Origin of the sequence: uncultured Williamsia sp., assembly GCF_947494875.1 — a bacterium.
Lineage (GTDB): Bacteria > Actinomycetota > Actinomycetes > Mycobacteriales > Mycobacteriaceae > Williamsia_A.
Genome location: NZ_CANLWM010000011.1, coordinates 26,702 through 47,185 on the forward strand (window position 1 = coordinate 26,702; position 20,484 = coordinate 47,185).

General features: G+C 67.2%; 25 protein-coding genes. 10 read left to right on the forward strand and 15 right to left on the reverse strand.

Annotated features, from left to right (window positions below; genetic code table 11):
* Positions 1 to 2: 2 nt before the first annotated feature.
* The 6 genes from Q1A98_RS21900 to Q1A98_RS21925 are packed head-to-tail and all read left to right on the forward strand — an operon-like array spanning position 3 to position 5,678.
* The gene (locus Q1A98_RS21900; RefSeq protein ID WP_299577474.1) at positions 3 to 1,205 is read left to right on the forward strand and encodes a C40 family peptidase; all 1,203 of its coding nucleotides are present in this window, start codon (positions 3 to 5) and stop codon (positions 1,203 to 1,205) included.
* 44 nt (positions 1,206 to 1,249) lie between these two features.
* A complete protein-coding gene (locus tag Q1A98_RS21905; RefSeq protein ID WP_299577476.1) occupies positions 1,250 to 1,903 on the forward strand; it encodes a hypothetical protein in 654 nt (217 codons plus the stop codon).
* Positions 1,900 to 2,490, forward strand: coding sequence for a hypothetical protein (locus Q1A98_RS21910; protein ID WP_299577478.1), 591 nt, complete (start codon positions 1,900 to 1,902; stop codon positions 2,488 to 2,490). Before Q1A98_RS21905 ends, Q1A98_RS21910 begins: the two co-directional genes overlap by 4 nt.
* A 9-nt stretch (positions 2,491 to 2,499) precedes the next feature.
* Positions 2,500 to 4,239, forward strand: a complete 1,740-nt coding sequence (locus tag Q1A98_RS21915) for a TraM recognition domain-containing protein (protein ID WP_299577480.1) — start codon at positions 2,500 to 2,502, stop codon at positions 4,237 to 4,239.
* A gap of 5 nt (positions 4,240 to 4,244) precedes the next feature.
* Positions 4,245 to 4,739, forward strand: coding sequence for a DUF4913 domain-containing protein (locus Q1A98_RS21920; RefSeq protein ID WP_299577482.1), 495 nt, complete (start codon positions 4,245 to 4,247; stop codon positions 4,737 to 4,739).
* Positions 4,740 to 4,766: 27 nt separating this feature from the next.
* Positions 4,767 to 5,678 carry a hypothetical protein gene (locus tag Q1A98_RS21925; protein WP_299577484.1) on the forward strand — a complete coding sequence of 304 codons (912 nt, stop codon included), beginning with the start codon at positions 4,767 to 4,769 and terminating at the stop codon, positions 5,676 to 5,678.
* A gap of 1,082 nt (positions 5,679 to 6,760) precedes the next feature.
* Here the strand turns inward: Q1A98_RS21925 and Q1A98_RS21930 are convergent.
* The 4 genes from Q1A98_RS21930 to Q1A98_RS21945 form a co-directional block, all read right to left on the reverse strand.
* Positions 6,761 to 7,813 carry a hypothetical protein gene (locus Q1A98_RS21930; protein WP_299577486.1) on the reverse strand — a complete coding sequence of 351 codons (1,053 nt, stop codon included), beginning with the start codon at positions 7,811 to 7,813 and terminating at the stop codon, positions 6,761 to 6,763.
* A gap of 837 nt (positions 7,814 to 8,650) precedes the next feature.
* On the reverse strand, positions 8,651 to 9,181 hold the full coding sequence (locus tag Q1A98_RS21935; RefSeq protein ID WP_299577488.1) for a hypothetical protein: 531 nt from the start codon (positions 9,179 to 9,181) through the stop codon (positions 8,651 to 8,653).
* A gap of 409 nt (positions 9,182 to 9,590) precedes the next feature.
* Positions 9,591 to 11,540 carry a relaxase gene (locus Q1A98_RS21940; protein ID WP_299577490.1) on the reverse strand — a complete coding sequence of 650 codons (1,950 nt, stop codon included), beginning with the start codon at positions 11,538 to 11,540 and terminating at the stop codon, positions 9,591 to 9,593.
* A complete protein-coding gene (locus Q1A98_RS21945) occupies positions 11,537 to 11,908 on the reverse strand; it encodes a MobC family plasmid mobilization relaxosome protein (RefSeq protein WP_299577492.1) in 372 nt (123 codons plus the stop codon). Before Q1A98_RS21945 ends, Q1A98_RS21940 begins: the two co-directional genes overlap by 4 nt.
* Positions 11,909 to 12,305: 397 nt before the next feature.
* Between Q1A98_RS21945 and Q1A98_RS21950 the strand changes: the two genes are divergently transcribed.
* Together Q1A98_RS21950 and Q1A98_RS21955 are read left to right on the forward strand one after the other, a co-directional pair.
* On the forward strand, positions 12,306 to 14,213 hold the full coding sequence (locus Q1A98_RS21950; protein WP_299577494.1) for an SIR2 family protein: 1,908 nt from the start codon (positions 12,306 to 12,308) through the stop codon (positions 14,211 to 14,213).
* 141 nt (positions 14,214 to 14,354) lie between these two features.
* Complete coding sequence (locus tag Q1A98_RS21955) at positions 14,355 to 14,726, forward strand: hypothetical protein (RefSeq protein ID WP_299577496.1); 372 nt, start codon at positions 14,355 to 14,357, stop codon at positions 14,724 to 14,726.
* Positions 14,727 to 14,790: 64 nt separating this feature from the next.
* Here the strand turns inward: Q1A98_RS21955 and Q1A98_RS21960 are convergent, their stop codons facing one another.
* The 10 genes from Q1A98_RS21960 to nrdH are packed head-to-tail and all read right to left on the reverse strand — an operon-like array spanning position 14,791 to position 19,198.
* Entirely contained in the window at positions 14,791 to 15,618 is an 828-nt protein-coding gene (locus Q1A98_RS21960; protein ID WP_299577498.1) for a restriction endonuclease, read from the reverse strand.
* A 10-nt stretch (positions 15,619 to 15,628) separates the two neighbouring features.
* A complete protein-coding gene (locus Q1A98_RS21965; protein ID WP_299577500.1) occupies positions 15,629 to 16,432 on the reverse strand; it encodes a Fic family protein in 804 nt (267 codons plus the stop codon).
* A 13-nt stretch (positions 16,433 to 16,445) separates the two neighbouring features.
* Positions 16,446 to 16,685 (reverse strand): hypothetical protein, encoded by a 240-nt coding sequence (locus Q1A98_RS21970; protein ID WP_299577502.1) that lies wholly within the window; start codon positions 16,683 to 16,685, stop codon positions 16,446 to 16,448.
* 55 nt (positions 16,686 to 16,740) lie between these two features.
* Positions 16,741 to 17,040: a hypothetical protein gene (locus tag Q1A98_RS21975; RefSeq protein WP_299577504.1), complete on the reverse strand. Its 300-nt coding sequence runs from the start codon at positions 17,038 to 17,040 to the stop codon at positions 16,741 to 16,743.
* Positions 17,041 to 17,059: 19 nt separating this feature from the next.
* Positions 17,060 to 17,266, reverse strand: coding sequence for a hypothetical protein (locus Q1A98_RS21980; RefSeq protein ID WP_299577506.1), 207 nt, complete (start codon positions 17,264 to 17,266; stop codon positions 17,060 to 17,062).
* On the reverse strand, positions 17,263 to 17,508 hold the full coding sequence (locus tag Q1A98_RS21985; protein WP_299577508.1) for a WhiB family transcriptional regulator: 246 nt from the start codon (positions 17,506 to 17,508) through the stop codon (positions 17,263 to 17,265). The genes Q1A98_RS21980 and Q1A98_RS21985 overlap by 4 nt, the downstream gene beginning before the upstream one ends.
* Positions 17,509 to 17,543: 35 nt before the next feature.
* Entirely contained in the window at positions 17,544 to 18,131 is a 588-nt protein-coding gene (locus Q1A98_RS21990; protein ID WP_299577510.1) for a hypothetical protein, read from the reverse strand.
* A gap of 2 nt (positions 18,132 to 18,133) precedes the next feature.
* The gene (locus tag Q1A98_RS21995; RefSeq protein WP_299577512.1) at positions 18,134 to 18,298 is read right to left on the reverse strand and encodes a hypothetical protein; all 165 of its coding nucleotides are present in this window, start codon (positions 18,296 to 18,298) and stop codon (positions 18,134 to 18,136) included.
* Positions 18,295 to 18,945 carry a hypothetical protein gene (locus Q1A98_RS22000; protein ID WP_299577514.1) on the reverse strand — a complete coding sequence of 217 codons (651 nt, stop codon included), beginning with the start codon at positions 18,943 to 18,945 and terminating at the stop codon, positions 18,295 to 18,297. The genes Q1A98_RS21995 and Q1A98_RS22000 overlap by 4 nt, the downstream gene beginning before the upstream one ends.
* Before the next feature lie 19 nt (positions 18,946 to 18,964).
* Positions 18,965 to 19,198: a glutaredoxin-like protein NrdH gene (gene nrdH / locus Q1A98_RS22005; RefSeq protein ID WP_299577516.1), complete on the reverse strand. Its 234-nt coding sequence runs from the start codon at positions 19,196 to 19,198 to the stop codon at positions 18,965 to 18,967.
* Between the two features lie 358 nt (positions 19,199 to 19,556).
* Between nrdH and Q1A98_RS22010 the strand changes: the two genes are divergently transcribed.
* The gene (locus tag Q1A98_RS22010) at positions 19,557 to 19,790 is read left to right on the forward strand and encodes a hypothetical protein (protein ID WP_299577518.1); all 234 of its coding nucleotides are present in this window, start codon (positions 19,557 to 19,559) and stop codon (positions 19,788 to 19,790) included.
* Between the two features lie 13 nt (positions 19,791 to 19,803).
* Positions 19,804 to 19,992: a hypothetical protein gene (locus tag Q1A98_RS22015; protein ID WP_299577520.1), complete on the forward strand. Its 189-nt coding sequence runs from the start codon at positions 19,804 to 19,806 to the stop codon at positions 19,990 to 19,992.
* Positions 19,993 to 20,065: 73 nt separating this feature from the next.
* Here Q1A98_RS22015 and Q1A98_RS22020 read toward each other — a convergent pair whose 3' ends face one another.
* Positions 20,066 to 20,236 carry a hypothetical protein gene (locus Q1A98_RS22020; RefSeq protein WP_299577522.1) on the reverse strand — a complete coding sequence of 57 codons (171 nt, stop codon included), beginning with the start codon at positions 20,234 to 20,236 and terminating at the stop codon, positions 20,066 to 20,068.
* Positions 20,237 to 20,484 lie beyond the last annotated feature (248 nt).

Genomic DNA, 20,484 nt, shown 5'->3' on the forward strand with positions numbered 1-20,484 from the left:
CTGTGGACGAGTCAACAGGGGCGGCCGGCAAGACCATCGCGATCGCGGTGGGCTCGGTCATCGTTGCCCTGCTCGCCCTGGTGGCTGTCATCTCCGGGTCCGGGGTCACCGACTGCGGCACCGGCACCACCACCAACCCGTACGGGATGGGCGTGGCCGGCGCCAACGGCGCCACCCTGGCCGGGCTCAACGACAAGCAGCTCGCGCTCGCCGCGAACGGTGTCGCGATCGGCAAGCAGCGCGGGGAACCGGATTCGGCGATCCTGGCCGAGTCGATGGCCATGGCGACGGAGTCGACCTACCGCAACCTGTCCAACGCCACGAATGTGCCGGAGTCGGTGAAGTTTCCGCACGACGGCGACGGCTCCGATCACGACTCGGTCGGCCCGCATCAGGTGCGGGTGTCGATGCACGGTGGCGGGGATCTGACCAAGCTGATGGACCCGGTGTGGCAGATCAACTGGTTTTACGACACCGCCCGGAAGGTGCCGGGCTATCAGACGATGGACGCCGCCGCCCTGGCCCAGGCCGTCGAGAAGTCCGGCCCGAACGCCTACGCCTCGACCCGCTCGCTGGCGGAAAAGGTCGTGGCCACCGTCACCCCACGGCTCGGCGAGCTCGCCACCGCGGGGTCGTCGACGTCCTCCGACGGTGGGGGACAGGCATGTCAGACCCCGGGCGGTGGGAACACTGGCCCGCTCGACGGGTCGTTCGGGCAGCGGGTGATTCAGGCCGCGATGCGCTGGATCGGCACCCCGTACGCCTGGGGCGGCGGGGACAAGAACGGACCCACAAAGGGCATCACTGACGGAGGAACTGCCGACAGCTTCGGCGACTACAACAAGGTCGGGTTCGACTGCTCCGGGCTCACGCTCTACGCCGTCTACCAGGCATCGGGCGGGAAGATCGCGCTCGGTCACTACACCGGCAACCAGGCCAGTGACCCACGCGGCCAGGTCATCCCGCTCGATCAGAAGCAGCCCGGCGACCTCATCTACTTCGGCTCATCCGCCGAGGGCAGCCATCACGTCGGCATCTACTACGGCAAACAGAACGGCCAGGACATGCTCCTCAACGCCCCCGAGTCCGGGAAAACCGTGTCGATCATGCCGCTGTCGGGGTGGAACGGCGAAGGCATGTACGTCCGCCGATTCGGCGCCGGAATCGACACCGCCGCCCCGGCACCCGCCCCGACCAACCAATAGGGCAGCGGCGCAGACCGTCTGCGCCCGACAGGAAGGAACCCACCATGAGCACATCGCAGGATTGGGACCGCGCCGCCGAGGTCGTCGCCGCCGGCGCCGACGAGCTGCGCGGCGCCCCGACGCATCGGGAGATCCGGGCGTGGGCCAAGCGGGAGAACGTTCAGACCAAGGCCATGTGGCCGAAGGTGAAGACCGAGATGCGCAAGCAGCTCGACCTCGACTACGACGAGCTCGCGGCCGCGACCGTCGCGGCTGAGGCCGCCCGCCTCGACGCGGCCGCCGCGGACGCGCCGCTGGTGCGGTTGTGTGTCGCCGGGGACGCCGAGGTGTCGACCTACGCGATCTGCGCCGCGGCTGATGACCGGCAGTCCTGGTACGGGACGTTCTTCGACGACGACCGGATCTTCGACGGCTCCGATGAGTCCGCGGAGCGCTCGGCCGCGGACAAGGCGGTGTTCCTCGCCGGCAAGGTCCGCGAGCACCTCGGGGTCCCGGCGCTACGGCTGGTGATCGAGTCCAGCCACCCCGACATCAGCGCCGACATGTTCACCCTCTCGGGCAACCGCCACCAGGTGCAGGTCCGCGTCGAGCACGTCGAGACCAACCCGGCGGTGGCGCTGTGCCGGGCGCCGGGATACCGGACCTGGCGCGAGATCCCGCTGCAGAAGCTGGTCGAGCCCGCCGAGGTGGCCTCGTGACGCCCACCCGGATCGCGACCGCGGTCGCCGCCCTCGCCGCGGTGGCGGTGGTCGCCGGGTGCTCGTCGAGCTCGTCGGAGACCACCAGCTCGAGCACCGCGCCGACCGGGTCGACGATGGTGCCGTCGTCTCCGACCGGGATGCAGCCGGGCCCGACCGCGCAGCCGCGGCCGTGCCGGGATGGTCGCATCTGTACCCCGGATCAGGTCATGGTCGCCGCCCTCGATGAGGTGTTCACCTACCGCGGCGCCGACACCGACCCCGCCCAGGCCGCCGCCGACCGGGCCGCGGATCTGCTCACCCCGACCTACCGCGCGTCGGCAGCGGGATCATTCTCGATGCTCGCCCCGGTCACGGGAAACCAGTGGGCTCAGTGGAAAGCGACCGGCTCCACCGTGGTCGCCTCCGCCCGGGTGCTCTCCGATGAGCACCCCCCCGACACCGCGACCAGCGCCGCCCGGGTCGCGCGCATCAGCCAGACCGTCACCCCCGGCGGTCAGAAGCTCGACCCGCTCACCGTGTGGGTCGTCGCCAAGGCCGGCGGGCCCGCCGGCTGGCAACTCGACACCATCACCACCCAGCAGTAGGAGCACCCGATGAGCAATCCCGGACGTACCCGCGAACCCGGAACCGGTGACGCGCGACTGATCTTCGGCGGTCTCGGCGTCGTGATCGCGGCCGTGCTCGCCATCTGGGGGGCGTTGCAGCTCGCCGGCGGACAACCCGTCCCCGGCAACCCGTTCGCCGCTGTGCTCGAGCTCGGCGCGGGAAAACTGACCTGGTCCGGCGGAGCGACCGCCTGGGCGATCGTGTTCGGCGGCCTGGTCATCATCGCCGGCTGCACCGCGCTGATGTGGGCGCTGCGCCGATCGGCCGGGAGGTTGCGCGTCGACGACGCCCAACGTCACCTCGGACACGGCAAGGACATCGCCTCGATCACCGAACCGCAGATCAAGGCCAAGGCCAAGAGCCTCGGGGTGGTGTTCCCCACCGACCAGCCGCACGCGAGTCCTGGTGTGCCGATCGGGGAGACGTTCACCGGCACCAAGCTCTACGGCTCGTTCGAGGACATGCACCTCGACATCCACGGCCCCCGCATGGGCAAGTCGACCTCGCGGATCATCCCCGCCATCTGCGAGGCCCCCGGCGCGGTGCTGGCCACGGAGAACAAGCGCGGCAACCTCGACCACACCCGTGGTGTGCGCGAGTCGCTCGGCCGCCGGGTGTGGGTGTTCGACCCCCAAGGCGTTGCGAACGAGACCGCGTCGTTCTACTGGAACCCGCTGTCCTACGTCGTCGACGAGGACACCGCCGAATCGCTGGCCGAGCAGTTCGCCGCCGGAGACGACGGCCAGGCCGCCAAGAAGGACCCCTACTTCGACCCCGAGGGCCAGGACCTCGTCGCCAACCTGCTCCTGGCATCCGCGCTCGCCCGCGAGCCGATCACGACTGTCTACGAACGGCTCTCCCGCCGCGACCTGTGCCGCGAGGCCGTGACGATCCTGCACGACCACGGCTACCGACTCATCGCCGACGCGCTCACCACCCGCCTCGGCCTGGCCGACAAGCAGCAGGACGGCATCTTCGGCACCGCGTTGAAGCAGGTGCACTGCCTGCGGTCCCGGCGGATCCAGGACTGGATCACCACCAGCTTCGGCGACACCCGCCCGCATCTCGATCTGCACCAGCTCGTCGCCGGCGGAGAAACCCTGTACTGCCTCTCCCGCGAAGGCGTCGGGTCCGCGGGCCCAATCATCGCCGCACTCACCGTCGCCACCTGCGAGGCCGCAGAGAAGATCGCCACCGCATCACCCGGCGGACGGCTACCGACCCCGATGCTGTGCGCGCTCGACGAGGCCGCCAACGTCGTGCGGTGGCGCCGCCTGCCAGACCTGTACTCCCACTACGGCTCCCGCGGGATCAACATCATGACCGTCTTGCAGTCCTGGTCCCAGGGCGTACGGGTCTGGGGCGCTGACGGCATGAAGCAGCTCATGGGCGCAGCGAACGTGTTCGTCTACGGCGGCAACGTGAAAGAGGACGACTTCCTCGAACTGCTGTCGAAACTGGTAGGCGACTACGAACGCCGCGCCATCAACGTCTCCCGCAGCGGCGACCGCCGCGCCTCCACCAGCGAGTCCACGGTGCTGCAACGCACCCTGAGCGTCGCCGACCTCCAAGCCTGGCCCCGCGGCCGCCTCCTGGTGCTCTCCGCCGGCAACCGGCCCACCATCGCCCGCTCGGTGCCATGGATGAACAAGCGCTACGCCGCCGCCGTCCGGGACTCACTCGCCCGGTACTCACCGACACCCGACAATCCCGGAAAGGCGGCCTGACCCCGATGCTCGACGACGACCTCGACCCCGATTTCGACGACGACGACCAGCCGCCCGCGATCGCTGACGCCAACACCGGCGGCGCCGACACTCCGGCGCCCACCCCGCTGCCCGCCGAGCCCAAATTCGCCTCGGTGTACCGATTCGTCAACGACCACCTGGTCGACCAGTACCGCCGCGACGTGACCGGGCAGCGGCTGATCTGGTGTCCGCGCTGGTGGGCCCACGGCGAAGCGGTCTCCCGGCTCGAGGCGCTGTGGCGGGCGTGGGAGCACCTGCGCCTCGACGGCGGCACCGGGATGGCCGTGTGGTGGAAGGACTACGCCGACCCCACGATGGCGGTCCTGTTCGACCCGCAGGGTCCGTTCGCCGGCTGCAGCGCAGACCGCGGACACAAACCGCGACTTGCGCCACTACCGGTCGAACCGATGCCCGACTACGTCGTCGAGTGGCTGATGAGCGACCCCAGCCGCCGCCCCGAACCCGCCGCCGCCCACTGATCCCGATCGAATCGAAAGGCACCCACGATGAGCAGTCCCCACGAGCACGACGACCGCGAGCTGGTCTCCCACATGGAACGCGCCCTCGCCAGCGCCGTGGCCACCGGCACCGCGCTGATCGAGGCGTTCATGCGCCGCCAGCAACGCGACGCCGACCGCCGCGCACGCGAGGCCGCAACACGGCCAGCTGCCGACGACGCCAACGCCGCCGCCGAGTCACACGGCATCGCCGCGAACCGCGCCGCCATCGTCAACGCCGAGGCACGACATGCTCTCGGTGTCGGCGCGAGTGACCCATCGTTCTGGCACACCGCCTCGGAGACAGCGATCGCGGAGAAAATCCGCACCGACTACGGCGCCGACCCGTCGAGGATCGGCGACCGCGACCACGACCGGCACTGGGCCACCCGCGCCGACGCCGGCGAGGTCCTCGACGTCTACGGCAGCGCCCGCCGCTGGCAGCATTCCTCGCTCGCCACGGAGATGATGGCCGACAACATCAGCGAGCTACTCGGGGAGTACGGCGTCGACGTCGACCACGTCGCATCACTGCCCCGCGAGGAAGGCGCCGAACTGCTCGCCACAGCCCGCGCCGGCCACCACGCCCGCCCCGACGCCGAAGACGAACGCGACGCCGACACCATCGCCCACCTCGTCGCCGACCGCGACACCGCGCTCGACATCGCCGCCCGCGACAGCGCCCAAGCCGACCACCTCGACGAGCTCAGCGACGCGATGACCCGCGACACCGAACTCGTCGACGTCGCCCGCGAGATCCCCCAGTCCGAGGCACTGCACGCCGCCGCGGTCGCCATCAACGACCACCCCACCCGACCGTCAGCCGCGGTGTCCAACGCACCGAAGAACGGAGCCGTGAAGGCCCGTCCGGCGCGTGGCCGTGGCCGCGGTACCGGGCCGCAGCGCGGCCACGGGATGTAGCCCTTCCCCTGGCATGCCCAGGAGGCGGTTGCTTTATCGACGGCCTCAAGAAGCGACGTTCGGATTCAAACACGAGTTATGAGATGGCTTCGGCCTGTCGCGATGCCTCAGCCGATGTGGTTCTCAAAACCGTTCGGTTATGGGCCGCTCCGCCCAGACAGAGCGAACGCTTGCCTAGAGGAGAAGGGGCTGTCGTGAGTCCGACCGTTTATGGGTCGTGTTAGGTGGCTCTGGGAGGGGGCCTCCGTGGGACAACTCTTTTGCGAACACCTTCAGGAACCGACGAAGGCGCCATACCCCACGCGGGGCGGCGCCTCGGCCGTTCGAGCAAAACCGGCCTTAGGGAGTCTGGGGCCAGCGATAAACGTGGGCGTGGTCAAGTATAAGTCGTTCGATGCGCGGTCGTTCAGGCCGATCTGTGGCCCAGAGCTGCGCGGCACGCCCTACCTCCCGCATTATTTCGACTTCAGGACCGCCGGGCAGTGGGCCGGTTTGGATTGCAAGATATTTCCCCCACATGTGCCCGCCTACAGCCGGATGTAGTAGTCCATCGCTGAGTCGCGCCGCCATCATCCGGCTGAACGTTCGCTGCCCGGCCAGTGCCCGGCGGTCGTCGCCGCCACCAAGGGCGAAAAGGAGACCCTCGAAAAGGGAAGACGACGCGTCCGCGTGTTTATACGGAAATTTACTCCCAGGACCGTACTCGTTCAAATACCTTATAATTCGAAGAAATACCCACTCGGGGATGAGAGGGGGGCTATTGTCAGCCTTTTCAAACGCGGCGCGGAAGGAAGCGTACGACGTCGTAGCGTTACGAAAATTATCCGCGTCCCCTTCGTCGAAACAGAAGCGCGTCGATAAAAGTAGGAATTCGTCAAACGAATCGCGACTGAAAGACGCTCCTCGCCGCAGCGAATCTGCTTCGAGGGGACTCAGTCCACCCTCCCGCACTAGCCCCTCTATAACTCGGTCCTGCATCTCTGTTATCAGCACGTCTTCCAATATACCCAAAGACAGGCCGGGATTGAGAGGTTTAAGCTCGTCAATCCCGGCCTGCCTGAGGGGCGGGCGGCCCCGCGGAACTAATTCATATAGCCGGACACGCAGCCTCCCCAGTCGCGTCCTTCTCCTGTGCCGGCGTAAGCGGTGATCATGACGTCGGGCTTGCCGTATGTGTTCGTGGCGGTGGGATCGTAAATTATCGTGCTGCGAAGCATGTTGCGGTTCGGGTTGAAGTAGTCAATTCCCCTATACTGAGGTGTCGAGATTTCCTCCTGCCGCTTCTTCACGCCCTTTGCATACGTCATGAGAATGCACTGCAGTCCCCGCTCCCGGTCGAGCTCGATCTTGTGGTCATCGTTGATATGGCGGTACTGGCCACACGGAACCTTCAGCGGGCTGGGCCACTTCGAACTTCCGGTCAGAACAAAGACGACTGTGTTAGGGCTCATGGTGCTCCCTACAGCGACGCAGCGACTAATCGTCTCGCGGATTTTGTCCTGTTGGTTTTCAGGGTGGCAGTCCGGATCTTCTGTGACAATGTCACAGTCGCCATCGCCATTGCTGCCGGCTTCATGCCGATAGCTTTTCAGTGCATTGAATACTTCGTATCCGGCCGAAGGTGACCAGTAGATAGTTCCGCCTTGGAAGGTGTTGTAGTACTTGTCTCCGATCTGCTGCTCGTCGGAGGTGGGGAAACCCAGGTCGCTTGTTTCAGCACCTAGTCCCCGCCAGTACTCACGAATGTTCCCTTGGATTATATGCGCGCCCGTCGAAAAGTTAAAGTAAATCGACGCACCCTGGTATTCCTGTCGGCGACTAAGTCCATCGCCGAGAACAATCTCATCTGTGGTCGGGTACTTCATGTACCCCGACTCGTATCCTTTCTCGCCCCACTTGGTGAGGAATTCGTGGGCGACGGGGTGGGCGTCGGTGGCGGTGGACCAGTAGATGTTGCCGCCGAGGAACTCCGAGCGCTTGCCGGTGTTGTTGGGGTTAGTGAGCTCGTTGGACTTGGGGAACAGTAGGAACCCGTTGGGTCCACCGGTCTGGTTGTACTTGTCTCGGATGCGCCCGCAGACCTGGTAGCTGGTGGGTGGGTAGGTCTGGCAGCCCGCGGCGACCGCGGCCCGCACCTGGGGCTTGGGTGCGGCCGTTGTAGATTTCGGGGCGTCCGTGCTCGGGGTGGCCGAGGTTGACGGCGCGGAGTTCGAGGGCTCGCTGGTGGTCGGCGCGGTAGGGGGGCTCGACGGCGCATCCGATGTGGGTGCGGAGCTCTCACCGGTAGAGGGGTCTGCGGCGGTCGGTGCGGGTTGGGTTGTTTCGGGGGCGGGCTGGGCCGATGTCGTTGGGGTCGATGGGTCGGGCTCAGTGGGTGCCGCGCCGGCGTTGGGGGTCGCCAGCGTCAAGCTAAGCACCGCGGCCATCGACGCCACCGACAACGTCAGCGCGTGGGCACGATTGCGGGTTCGCATGGATTTCCTGCCTCGGAATCGAAAGGGATGAGGAGTCGAACTCACTCATTGTTCGAGCCAAGGAAAGAAATATGCAATAGATTCGAAAATGTAAATAAAAAAACATTCTAGATTCCTAGAATGCTGAATTGTTAACATTTGCACGGTTGGTACTTACGGATGTAAGCACCACCGAGCTGAGTTAGCTCGGGCGTCCTGACGCTGCCGCGATCCATGCGCGGAATGCCTCGGCACTGCAGTCCTGCAGCGTCTTTCGACGTTGCACCGCTAGCAGCTTTATCTGATCTATCAGATCCTGATCGAGTCGAGTTCCGAACGGCTTCAAACGCGGATCGTCGTTATCCATGCGATCGACCACCTCCCTATACGTGAACTTGCCAGCACGTTGACAGGTTCACAATTAGCACGGGAAACGGGACCAAACCAGGCAGATCCGCTCATTCATACGAAACCGACATCACCGCTGGTGTCGTTGCGCCAAAACCACCCTGATGTAATTCACTGGTCAGGCTCGCGCCAGGGTGCGGTGTCGCCGATGTGGACCAGGGCCACTGCGCTGCTGTCTTCGGTGGGGGTGCGTACGAACAACGACCAGCGCTCGTAGGGATCTGTATGTGAGTGGTCCTGGCCGCCGTCGTGGTTCTGGAGTGCGTGCTGGACAGCAGCGTGTTCAGCGGCGCGGTCGGCCCACACGGTGGCGCAAAGGGGGCAGTCGCGGTGGGCGAGGTGTGCGATCGAGACCCATTGCGCGGCACCGATCGGCTCCTCGCCGTCGATGATGATCGACACCATGAGCAGCTGGTCGGGGTTTGATGGGTGCGGCGAGACGCCGGCGGCGGTGTCGGTTCGGATGACCGCCCGGGGTGATGCACCAGGGTTGTCAGCGGGAAACAGATCGATCCACCCGTAAGGCAAAAATACTGGGCCCGCAGCGGGGTCGCAGACGTGGCGAAGTCGTTCGGCGGTTCTCGTACCGAATCGCTCCTCAAGATCGACACCGGCAGCGGTCAACAGATCGACCAGCGACACCGACATCTCCTCCGACACACCGCCCACAGTGACACATTCACGGAGGCGCCCACCGGCAGTCGTCCGGCACCGTACGCACGTATGCGCTGACACTGGTCCGCAAGAATTCCGTGTCGTGTCGGGGGGTGTCACTACCATTGCTCTATGTCGCGATGCACCGCACCTGTACGAGGTCACATCAGGGGCGGCGGTGCTGACTGCCCGGTCCACGGGCGCGGTAGTGGGTACGGATCCGCGCCGTCACGGCCCTATCCGTCGTACACGGCACCGACTGCGCCGGCCCGTCGTGAGAGCGAAGGTCGGACAAGCGGCGGTGGGGGCAGCGCTTCCTACCTCCTACCAATCCCCGCGAACACGATGGGTAGCCAGTCCTCGCACCCATAACTGACGACAGTTGCGCCAGTTTGGCTTACCGCTCGTAGTCGGTGCGGCGGTCTGGACGTGTGCGGACCGGTTGCGCGGTCACCGTCGCATCGGCGCCGCGTTGTGTGGTCTGTGTGGTCGCTGGCGGTGCGTAGCGTGCTTGTGCGGCGTCGAGGGCGACGCGAATCTCGACTGCGCGGGCGGCGTTGCCTCGGGCTTCGGCGGCGTCGGCGATCGCGCGGGCGGTCGCGGCGATTTGGGCGAACATCACCATGTAGGCCTGCGTGGGATCGTCCTGGCTGGCGGCCAGGATCATCGCGGCGGCGCGGCGTGCCGCTGACCCGCTGCGGCGGGCGGCCTGGGCCGGGCTGCGTTGTTGTCCGGCGGTGGCCGCGAGCGCGTCGGCGAGACGTGACAGTTCTGCCGGGCGGCCACGCTCGGTGCGTAGCGCCCACGCGCTTACCGTCGCTGCGGTGTCGCCGCCGACCACCGACCATGTCGTGGTGTTCGACGGTGGTGACTTCTCGATTCGTTCGCGCCATCGCTGGGCGTCACCGGCGGCGTAGCGCCATGTGTCGATGCGCGGCTCGCCGCGACCAGCTGCACGCGCCCACTCCTGGCGAATGAAGAGCGGCTCGGTCGGTTCCCACTGTTCGCGCAGGCTCGGCAATGTGAGCGCGTTGTCGAGCTTCCCGGCGCCGTGCCACTGCGGTGCACCGTCGACGCGGGCGTAGATGTGCGGCCGCAGCGCGACCGAGTAGCCGGTCACCTCGGTTGTGGACCCCTGGGCGAAGCGCGGCCGGATCAACAGGTCGGGGTGGCTGAACACGTCGCCGACGAACGCCGCCTCGGTGCGCGCGGTGCTCGCGATTCGCGTGAGGGTGTCGCGCAGTCGGTCGCGGGCCTGCTCGAACGTCATCGACTGAGGGATCTGCGCGCGCCGCGGCGTCGGCGCGGGCTGACTGGGGTCGATCCGTTCGCTATGGTTGTGCGCCCATGCGCTCATCGCATCGGCGTCGGCAGCGTCACCGGCGATCCATGTCTCCCGCAGTCGGGGGAGGGTCAGGTCGTTACCGAGTTTCCCACCGCCGTGCCACACCGGTGCACCGTTCTTCGTGGCGTACCGGTCGGTCGGGAGCGCGACGGAGTAGCCAGTGACGACCTTGCGGGAACCGGTGGCGTAGCGCGGCCGGATAAGCAGACCGTGCGCGCGGGCCAGCCGAACGAACTCCGCTTCGGACTCGGCGGCGCCGGCGGTGGCGCGCACCGTGCGCGCGAGCTCGTCGCGGACTGGTTCGGCGCGGCCGACACGTGCACGACGCTGTTCTTGTGCGGGCGCGGTGCCCTTGGTGGTGTGGCGTTCGGCGCGGCCGGTGGTGATCCGCAACTCGAACTCACGCTCGATGGTCATCGCCGCGGACTGCGCCCGCGGGTAGTCCCGGTGGGTGTCCAGGCGTGAACCGTCGGCGCGCACCGTCGATGCCGCGATGTGGATGTGGTCGTTGCGGGTGGGTGCGTCCGCGGCGCCGGACAGTCCGTGGCGCACCGCGAGCCACCGCGTCTCGGGCTGCTCGCCGGCGGGGGAGTGGTAGTCCATCAGCTCCATGAAGCGGTGGCTGATCGCGGCCCACTTCTCATCCGACAGCGGCGCTTCGTCGGGGTGCAGCGACAGCGAGCAGTGCCACACGTTGTGCTCCACGGTGGCGGTGTCGACCGCGGCGGTCGCGGTGGCCACCGACCCGGACCGCAGCGACTCACGGGCCTTGTTGTGCCGCACCACGGTGGTGTCGACATCGTGCGCGCGACGGGCACGGTCCAGCTCGCGGCCGAGCATCTTGGCCTGCTCGGGATCGGCGACACCTTCGGGGGCGAACAGCATCATGGACGGGCTACCGGCGATGGCGTGCTGGTTGGTGTGCTCGTTGTTGCGGCCCGGTCCGAACAGGTACGCCATGAGACCAACGGGCTTGGCGCCCTTGGTCACGTTCGGCATCATGCCGACCCCTCCAACCGGTCGAGCGCGAGCTGCAACCGGCCCGCGACCTCGCGCACTCGGGCGAGTGTCTGCGCGGTTTCCGCCGGCAACTCGTTGGTGGCGTTCGCGACCTTCGCGAGCTGGTTGACGTTGTTGCTGATCGCGCCGAGGTAAGTCATCACGCCAAGCAGATCGGTCACGTCGTCGCGCCGCAGACCCGACATGACTGACGGCCGCAGTGTCGACGACACCAAGAGGCGCGGCACCGTCATTCCGCGCTCGGCAGCCAACGCCATGAGCGCCGCTGTCTGCTCCGGGGAGGTCTTCACGTTGAAGCGTCCGGTGCGGCCGCCAACGACGTTCGTCTGCCGTTCGCGACGAAACGCCATCACCACCCGCTCCCTTCTCGTGGCCCCGCCGCACGGCGGGTATCGGCTCAGCGCAGCGAACCCACCCCGTGGGGACACCCCGAATCTTCGGGGACCCGGCGCACGCCAGTCAAGCCGAAACGCCGCATTAGGCGTCCTAAGCCTTAGCTTGCTCCGCCGGTGCTCGTCTGACCTGCTGCGCAGCGCCTGCGTCGTGCAGCCACATCCGCGCCCTTCGGGCGCGGGTCAAACAGCATCGCCGGCACGGCGATTCTGGTCGCGCTGCCACTGCGGCGCGCGAACCGCACTGGCCGAGAAACGACAGGGCTTAGGACAACGGAGCGGCTTCGCAGTGGGGCCGGGTCCCGTTGCCGGGTGGACGCGCCGCCGTGTCGGGGTGCGGTGATTGACTTGCCGCGTGGACGATCGCTCGCTTGATGACGCTCTGCTGCCGCTCGCGCTAGCGGTGCACGCAAGTCCAGGCGGGTACGCGGTACTGGCGGGCGCCGGGGTGTCGGTGGGCGCCGGCCTGCCGTCGGCGTGGGGAGTCCTCACCGCACTCGCCGATCAGGTCCGGGTTGTTGAGGACCCGGACGCGCCCCCGCTCGCCGGCGACACCGTCGAGGCGTGGTGGCGCGAGCGGTTCTGCGATGACGTGTCCTACAGCGGGGTGTTCGCGCGGCTGAGCAACACGAAGGTCGAACGCGAGGCGCTGCTGCGCGAGCACATCGAAACCGGGGACGGGCCGGGGCAGGCGCATCGGGCTATCGCGCGCCTGGTGCAGCTCGGGGTCATCCAGATCATCGTCACTCTCAACTTCGACCGGCTGTTCGAGACGGCGCTGCGCGAGCTCGGGATCGAGCCGCGCGTGATCTCAACTGTCGCCGCCGCCGACTCCGCGCGGCCACTCCACGACGGGGGAGCGGTGGTTGTGCATCTCCACGGCGACTACCTCGACGCGGACTCCATGCTCAACACTGAACAAGAACTCGGCAGCTACGCCGATGCGATGCACCGACTTATCTCCCGCATCGTCGCCGACCACGGTTTGCTCATCGCCGGATGGTCGGCCGACCACGACACGGCGCTGCGCGACATCGTCACGCGCGAGCACCGCGGCTACTACCGCGCCGCGTGGATCACACCGCACAAACCATCAGATACCGGCCGCGACGTCATCAACCAGCTCGACGCGCACCATTTCGCCGCGACCGCCGACGAATTGTTCGGCAGGCTTGCCGACGCAGTGACCACACTCCGTCGACGTCACGGAACACGCCACCCGCTGACTGCCGCTGTGGCCGTTGATCGGATCAAACGGGACCTCACCGGCGAGCACCCCGCCATCACCGCACACGACACCGCGACCGCGGCACTAGCCCGGCTCGACGATCTCCCAGTCATGTCACTCGCGGTCGCGAGTAAAGCGACGACCGAGCAGTACCCAGACCATGTCGCCGACATCGCGGCGGCGTGTGAGGTACCCGCCGCCGCCATAGCCGCACTCGCCTACTGGGGCAACCCCGTCACCGACGACTGGTGGCTACCCACAATCGAGCACTGGGCCAGAACACTCAACATGAGTGGATTGACCGCCTACGTCGAACTCCCCCTTACCGTCGCTACGCGGCTGTACTACGCCGCCGGAGTCGCAGCTACCGCGGCCCATCGTTACGACCTCCTCGCGAAGCTGCTCTCCGTGCGCACGGTCCAACACCGACGCCGGTCCACCCCGGCCTGTCGGCTGCTGAACTGGTGCCGAATGGACTACCCCTCAGTACACGCACCAACGCGGCTAGACCTCGAAACCACCATCCGGGAGGCGCTGACGCTGAGCGCCGATCGGGTGTCCGCGGCCTGGCAAGAGTTCGAACTGCTCCAAATGACCGCAGCGATCTGCACCGGGCCGGAGTTCACTGACACCAACATCCAGGACTATCAGGACGCCGCCCAACACCTTTCATCGTTTCCCGACGAAGCATCGCCAGAGCGGGCACAAGCGTGGCGAGACGTCGACAGCAAACGGGGCAGCTTCGCCCGCACGGCCACCAACTATCACCCCCGGGTGGAGATGGTCGACAGCTGGGAGCGCCTCGGTAGCGAACGATGGGTAAGCCCGGCCGCTCTGCGACTCAATACCCAGACCTCCGCGCTCGCTCCGTTCCGCAGCTTGTGCCCACAGATCAGCGAGCAATCACGTCAGTACGCGGTCGAAGTCGCCGTCGAAGCGAGCCACGCATTCGTCCAGATGGAAACCAACCGCCGCTTTTTCATGACCAACGCCGACGCCGTCTGGCTCGACGACAAGACAGACACCAACGGCTAACCTTGCACCCACCAGACCGTGTGCGGTGGCCGCCGCACACGCAACGGTTCTCACCCTCTACCGCGCACGGTGGCCGCCGCGCACCACCGAGGGTGGGGAGTTTGTTTCGTGCTTGCCGTCTCCGAAACGAGGTACCTAGTTATGCCCGAACTCGACATCGAGTCCATCGCGCAGGCCGTGCGTGAGGAAGCAGAACGCAAGATCGGTGTGCTGCACCAGATAGTTGACCGCCACCAGGTGGTAACCGAGCGGCGCGAGGAATTTCTCGCCGCTGACGCTGCCGACGCGTCCGCCCTGGCGGATCTCATCGGTGAGGCGCAACGTGCTGGCGTCGACGCCAAAACGCTGCGCCAGTTCGAAGTCGAACCGCTCACCGGGACGGCGCGTAAGCGTGGTCCTGGGCGCCCGCGGCGGCCGCGCGCAGCATCGGCGCCGACACCGGCCGCGACGCCGGCGAGCGTCGAGGATCCGAACACGAGTGGTTCGTCGGAGGCGTTGGCCCCCACCGGATAGCCACCGCCGCCACGCACTGCGCGACCGCGAGGCCGCCGCCACCGTGAGGTGCCGGCGGCCTCGTCTATCCGCTGCCGTTCTGGTGTGAGTTCTGACGCCGTGTCTTGCGAACCAGGAACACGAGCGGGAGAAAGCACGCGCTCGCGACCACCATCCCGACGCCCGCGCTACCGATTCGATCAACGATCGGTTCGTCGTCGAACAGGATGCTGATAGCGACCGCCGCGAAAAGGAGTCCGGCGAGGGAACCCACGACGGCCAGCAGAGTGAGGCCACACCCGACGCTGCGGACGGTTGGTCGCGCGGATGGGGGCCGGCGCTTGGTGGGGTCCTGTGGTGGCGGGGTCCAGTGTGGCGACGCTTGGGCTTGCCGGTGTTGCCACATGAGTTGCTCGCCCGGCGACAGCCAGGGCGGTGGAGCCGCCGCGGGTTGCGCGCGAGCGGCACGGTCGCGGGCTTCACGGTCGCGCGCTTCGCGCATCTGGCGCTGGCGCTCCCGCTCGGCTTGTTCATGTCTGCGCCGCTGCGCCTCGAGTGCTTGCACGTGGTGATGCGCGGCGTGCCCTCGTGGCGTGATGGAGCCGTCGGGGTCGTACTCGAAAAGCATGACCCCGAGGTCGTTCGCGCACTCGACGGCCGCCTTGCTGTAGCCGCTGGCGGAGAAGAACAACAGGGCGAGGCGTGTGCGGGTTCCTCGCGCGCCGAAGAGACGTTGGATGTCAGACCGCGGCACTTGGGCGCCGCGCCACTTGACCTGAGCCAGCGCGGACCGGGAGACGACGTCGATGCCGTTGTCGGCGCCTGGCGGGGTTGTGCGGGCGTCGGTGAAGCCGAGATCGCGCATTCGTGCCGCGGCGTTCTGCTCGGCGGTGGCGGCGTCTCGGATGTACACGGGTGTGTTTCTACCGGCCGTAGTCGCTGCCGCGGTACCGGTTCGGTGGCGTCCGCGTCGTCGACGTGCTCGGCGCGGGGGATTGGTATGCGGCGCCGCGGTAACCGGCGGCGGTGGGGTGGTCGATGCCGGCGGCGCGGGCAGCGGCTTTCGCTTGCTCGAACAGGTCATCAGACGGCGCGGCCGCGGCCGGGATGCCGCGCACGATGGATGCGAATACCGGTCGCAGCGCTTCGGGGCGGGGGCTGTGGTCGCCAGGTGCAGGCATGGCGTCCTGGGACCGGTCGTCCCACACTCGGCTGCTGACGAGGTGGAAGTCGAACGTGTAGCCGGCCTGGGCGGCGGCGTGGTTGACGAACACTTTCATCGCCCGACCGTTGCCTTCACGGAACGGGTGCGCGGTGTTGGTCAAAGAGTAGATGCGGGCGGCGGTGTCGACGACGGCCTCGGCGTCGAGTTGCCGCCAGGGGGTGTCACGGATGACGCGGGCGGCGTCGTCGAGGTAGGCGTGGATGCGGGTGGGGTCGGCGAATTGCACGCGGTCACCGTTGTCAAGGGTGACGCCCATTCCGTAGGTGCGGATCTCGCCGGCCCAGTCGTAGACCTCGCCCAGGAGTGCGCGGTGGATCGCTTGTAGGTGCGCGGCATCGTAGGTGCGGTCGATCTGGATGGAGCCGAGCTCAATCGCGACTTCGTTGCGGATCGCGGTCTGATATTCGACCGCGGCGAGCTGGTTGCGGTCGTGGATGCCGTGCTTGTTACGCAGCACCGTCTCGCCGGGCCAGAACGTGGCCTCCCACTCCGCTTGCGCCACCGAGAACGTCCTGTCAGCTGTTGTCGGTCGGGGTACGGGCCAGGGTGCGCGCGATGAGTTCGTCGTGGGTGATGCGGCCGAGGATGACGTCGACCTGGTCAGCGACGTCGGCGCGGGTCGGCCGGTATCCCTCGAGGACGTTGTTGGCGATCGCGGTGTGCAGCGCACGAGCCTGCCGGTCGTCGAGTTCGCCGAACAGGTCGGGGAACTCGCGTACCCAACCAAGGACAGCGACGTCGGGCGAGAGGGTCATGGCGGTCATCGTAGAAGTCTCCTCGGGTATATGACGGCGGCGCCGGGCTTGTCTGTCAGTCGACGCGCGCAGCGACGTCGAAGGATTCGAGTTGCTGCCCGATCCCACCGCTAGGGGAGGGCCGCGCGGTGGCTGCTTGGGACAGCCTGTAGGTCCAGATGCATCCTTCGTGGGTGACGTCGGCGAACCGCTGGTCGCCGGCACCGCGGACACTCACCTGCGGGTGTCCACTCCAACGCGGAAGCGCGAACAGGGCCGGCGGCGGCCCGGCCGGGATCTGCACGGGTAGTTCGGTGAACGGGCCGCGGGCGCACCGGTAATCGCGAGTGTGGGGGTCAACGATCGTGACGTTCATGGCTCACCTGCTCCCAATGTCAGAACAATTCCATCTGGTCGCGGTGAGCGAGTTCGTGGATGTGGGCGAGGTAGGCGGTGTGCGCCCGCTGGACGTAGACCGTGGTCTCGGCGAGTTTGTCGGCGATCGCCGGCCAGGACAGGCCGGTCACGCGGAGCTCCTCGGCGGCCCGGCCGAGGTCGAGGTCCTCAGCGTCGACGTCGGCGGGGTGGGTGTCGGTACTCATGCCGACCGCCGGCGGCGGGCAAGCCGGTCGCGTTGGCGGGTGTTCAGGCCTCCCCAGATCCCGAACCGTTCGTCGCGTTCGAGGGCGGCGTCGAGGCACTCACCCTGCACCGGGCACTGCCCACAGAGCCGTGCCGCGGCCTTGGAGTGCTCACCTCGGTCGGGGAACCACAGCTCGGGGTCGACCTCACCGCAGATGGCGTCGGCTTCCCAGTCGGCGGGTTCGTTGATCGGCATGAACATGGCGGGTCCTTTCCCGGTTTGCGCCGGTGCGGTGGCTAGTGGAGTTCGTGACGGGCGAGGCGTCGCGCGCGAGCGGACTGGTAGGCGGCGGTGACGGCGTCGGCCGGCAGGTCGAGGGTGTGCGCGAATTTCGTCAGCCTCGTGCGGAGCTCACGGTTGGACGGCGTCTCGGGCTGTCCAGGTTCGGTGGGCGGGTAGAACCAGTCACCGGTGAGCACGAGCGCGGAGATCGTCACCGGGCCGGGGACGCCGTACAGCTTCGACGTCACCCGGTCGCGCAGGGTGGCGGGTACCGCTGCCGCGAGCGTGCTGGGGCGGTCGATGTGACTGGGTAGCGGGAGTTCTTGTGTCCACACGTGGGTGAACAGGTCAGCAACGACGTTCGACTTGTAGAGCGCGTCACGGTGATCTCCGCGGGGTGTGGTGACGATGTCGTCGGCCTCGCGCAGCACCACTCGGGCCGCGGCCTCGGGGCTACCCAGGCCACCCCAGTCGTCGTCCGCGGGAAGCTCGCCGGCCGCGATCGCCGCCCGGCGGCGGTGACGGTCCAGCAGGTATTGCCCCACTCCTACCGCGACAGCGAACGCGACGCACGCGATCAAGATCCACGTCGAATCAGACACCTTCAGCCCTTCTCGTTGTCGTCGGTCTCGACGACCCGCGCGGTCGCGTTGGGCGGCAACGATCGCGCACCGACCACGATCGCGCCTGCGCTGATCCCGATGATCATGACGGTGGTGGTGATCCACCAGACCCATTGCCAGAAGGTGTCGTTGATGGCGATCGTCATTCGTCGTGTCCTTTCGTGAGGGTTTGCCGGCGGGCCATCCAGTCGGCTTCGGCGCGTTGCTGGAAGCGGGTGAGTTGGGCCCAGCAGTCGCCGAGTTCCTCGACGCTCGCCTCGAGGCGGTGTTGTTCCATGCGGCGCAGCAGTGCGGTGTAGCCGCGGCGGTACCAGGCGTCGAGTAGGGCAACGGCGAGCGGGGTGATCGCGTGCTCGTGGGTGACGGGCCGGTTGGTGGGTGCGGCCAGCGACACCATCAACGACCGGAGTTGCTGTGCCATCGGACCGCGGTAGGCGCCGGTGTCCATGAGGCGGACGTTGACCAATGCTGGGGACGGGGCAGTGGTGGCGGCGACGTCGGCGATCGCGGTTGCGATGAGCGCGTGCACGGGTCGCCAGAAATGCTTCGCCTCGATCGCGGACAGGATCCGGCCGGCGGTCTCAGAGCTGGTCCACATCAACGCGGTCAGCAGGGTTTCCTCGACGTCGGTGGCCACGGAGATCTCGGTGTCGAGGTCATCTCCCAGGGCGCCGGCCTCGGTGGGGTCGGTGACGCGGGTGTCGTCGAGCCCGGTGGGTTCTTCGAGCAGGGCGGCGGTCATGTCGTCGTCACCTCCTTCGAGCTCTGGCTGGTTGGTGTCGTTGTCGGGCATCGGCCCTCCCGGGTGCTGGTCATGCGGCGGCGCTCGTGAGTGCCTTGATGCGGTCGGGCCGGAAGCCGGACCAGTGGTCGGCGCCGGCCACCACGACCGGGGCGGACAGGTAGCCCAGGGCCATCACGTACTCCCGTGCGTCGGTGTTCTCGCTGACATCGACGGTGTCGTAGGCGATTCCCTGCTTGTCGAGTGCCTTCTTCGTCGCGTTGCACTGCACGCAGGCCGGCTTGGTGTAAACGGTGACAGTCATGGTGTCGGGTCCTTTGTTCGTTGGGTTCGACTGCATTTCCTCTTGCCTTCTATTGTCGCATGTAAAGCGTTGCGCCGCAATACTTCTAGCCTATTTACCGCATTGTTACGGACAGCTCTCGGAGCATTGTTGGCAGGCATTCTTTGCCTCATTTCCTGATATTCGGCGATGCACGTGCGGGCGCGGGGAGGGGTCCAGTTGCGCGGGTGCGAGAAATGGCCGCGAAATGAGGGAGCGGATGCGACCGCGTGGGCATTTGTCGTGCCGCGTCTGCTTGACGCCGGACCGTGGCCGTGGGTGATGATCGGCCGATCAGGGATGAGACCGATTGTCGGTGGGGGTCGCTAGCCTGTCTCGCATGCTGATTGACAGTGAAGGCCGGCTGAAGCACCCGGACATCGTCGGGACGGTGGGGGGCTTATTGGTGGTCGCCCTGTTGTGTGTCGCGACGGGGGTGGTCGGTGTCGGTGAGCCGTGGCGTGTGGTCGCGATCGTTGCGCTCGTTGTCCTCGCGCTCGCCGGGGCGATTTTCATGGCCTACATCGGACGGGATATGTGGAAGATGTGGCGACACCCCCCCGGCAATGACTGAAAGGATCGTGGGAATGAATCGACGTGATGCATTGCGGGCGCTGCCGGTCGGCATTGTGCTCGCGTTCTTGCTGGCTCTGGCGTTCGGCGACGGGTTCGGCGGTGCCGCGCAGCTCTACGCGCGGATCGCGCTCGCAGTGATCGTGGCCGCGGTTCTCGCCTGGCTCGGTTACGTCTACTGGGCACTGCACCGCGGCAGGTAGATCCTCGATCTGCGCGTGAGTTTCACATGCCGGTAGCGGCCCCACCCGAGTCTCGGGGTGGGGCCGCTGGCGTTCACCGGCTGTGAGGGTTGAGGGGATCGAAGTCGTTCGGTCCGGCCCAGACGTCCGTCGTGACGTAGGCGTCCGGTGCCTGGACTCCGACCTCGACGGTGAAGGTGCCGTCGTAGGGGACCTTGTAGCGGTAGATCGAGTAGGTGCCGGAGTGGAATCGGTTGCTAGGCATGAGGTGCTCCTTGTTCGGTGGGCGTTGACGCCGCCGAGTGGGGCTGGCCGGGGTGGCCGGTCAACCCCGTAGAGCGCAGGGACCGGAACCGACTTCGGCTGCGAGCGTAGCGAGTGCGGGTGGCCGTGGTCGGTGGAGCGCGTGGGCGCAGCGCAGCGGAGAACACGCGAGTGTCCCGGAGTGTGGGTTGACCGGTCGGGGCCCCGGCCAGCCACGATGAGAAGGCGCGCGCCCCCGTGGTGACCACA

What these genes read in the sequence shown, in the direction of transcription:
- Q1A98_RS21905 (WP_299577476.1), top strand. Translation starts at nt 1,250, where the DNA reads ATGAGCACATCGCAGGATTGGGACCGCGCCGCCGAGGTCGTCGCCGCC.
- Q1A98_RS21915 (WP_299577480.1), top strand. Translation starts at nt 2,500, where the DNA reads ATGAGCAATCCCGGACGTACCCGCGAACCCGGAACCGGTGACGCGCGA.
- Q1A98_RS21920 (WP_299577482.1), top strand. Translation starts at nt 4,245, where the DNA reads ATGCTCGACGACGACCTCGACCCCGATTTCGACGACGACGACCAGCCG.
- Q1A98_RS21925 (WP_299577484.1), top strand. Translation starts at nt 4,767, where the DNA reads ATGAGCAGTCCCCACGAGCACGACGACCGCGAGCTGGTCTCCCACATG.
- Q1A98_RS21940 (WP_299577490.1), bottom strand. Translation starts at nt 11,540, where the DNA reads ATGATGCCGAACGTGACCAAGGGCGCCAAGCCCGTTGGTCTCATGGCG.
- Q1A98_RS21945 (WP_299577492.1), bottom strand. Translation starts at nt 11,908, where the DNA reads ATGGCGTTTCGTCGCGAACGGCAGACGAACGTCGTTGGCGGCCGCACC.
- Q1A98_RS21955 (WP_299577496.1), top strand. Translation starts at nt 14,355, where the DNA reads ATGCCCGAACTCGACATCGAGTCCATCGCGCAGGCCGTGCGTGAGGAA.
- Q1A98_RS21970 (WP_299577502.1), bottom strand. Translation starts at nt 16,685, where the DNA reads ATGACCCTCTCGCCCGACGTCGCTGTCCTTGGTTGGGTACGCGAGTTC.
- Q1A98_RS21975 (WP_299577504.1), bottom strand. Translation starts at nt 17,040, where the DNA reads ATGAACGTCACGATCGTTGACCCCCACACTCGCGATTACCGGTGCGCC.
- Q1A98_RS21980 (WP_299577506.1), bottom strand. Translation starts at nt 17,266, where the DNA reads ATGAGTACCGACACCCACCCCGCCGACGTCGACGCTGAGGACCTCGAC.
- Q1A98_RS21985 (WP_299577508.1), bottom strand. Translation starts at nt 17,508, where the DNA reads ATGTTCATGCCGATCAACGAACCCGCCGACTGGGAAGCCGACGCCATC.
- Q1A98_RS21995 (WP_299577512.1), bottom strand. Translation starts at nt 18,298, where the DNA reads ATGACGATCGCCATCAACGACACCTTCTGGCAATGGGTCTGGTGGATC.
- Q1A98_RS22000 (WP_299577514.1), bottom strand. Translation starts at nt 18,945, where the DNA reads ATGCCCGACAACGACACCAACCAGCCAGAGCTCGAAGGAGGTGACGAC.
- nrdH (WP_299577516.1), bottom strand. Translation starts at nt 19,198, where the DNA reads ATGACTGTCACCGTTTACACCAAGCCGGCCTGCGTGCAGTGCAACGCG.
- Q1A98_RS22010 (WP_299577518.1), top strand. Translation starts at nt 19,557, where the DNA reads ATGCTGATTGACAGTGAAGGCCGGCTGAAGCACCCGGACATCGTCGGG.
- Q1A98_RS22015 (WP_299577520.1), top strand. Translation starts at nt 19,804, where the DNA reads ATGAATCGACGTGATGCATTGCGGGCGCTGCCGGTCGGCATTGTGCTC.
- Q1A98_RS22020 (WP_299577522.1), bottom strand. Translation starts at nt 20,236, where the DNA reads ATGCCTAGCAACCGATTCCACTCCGGCACCTACTCGATCTACCGCTAC.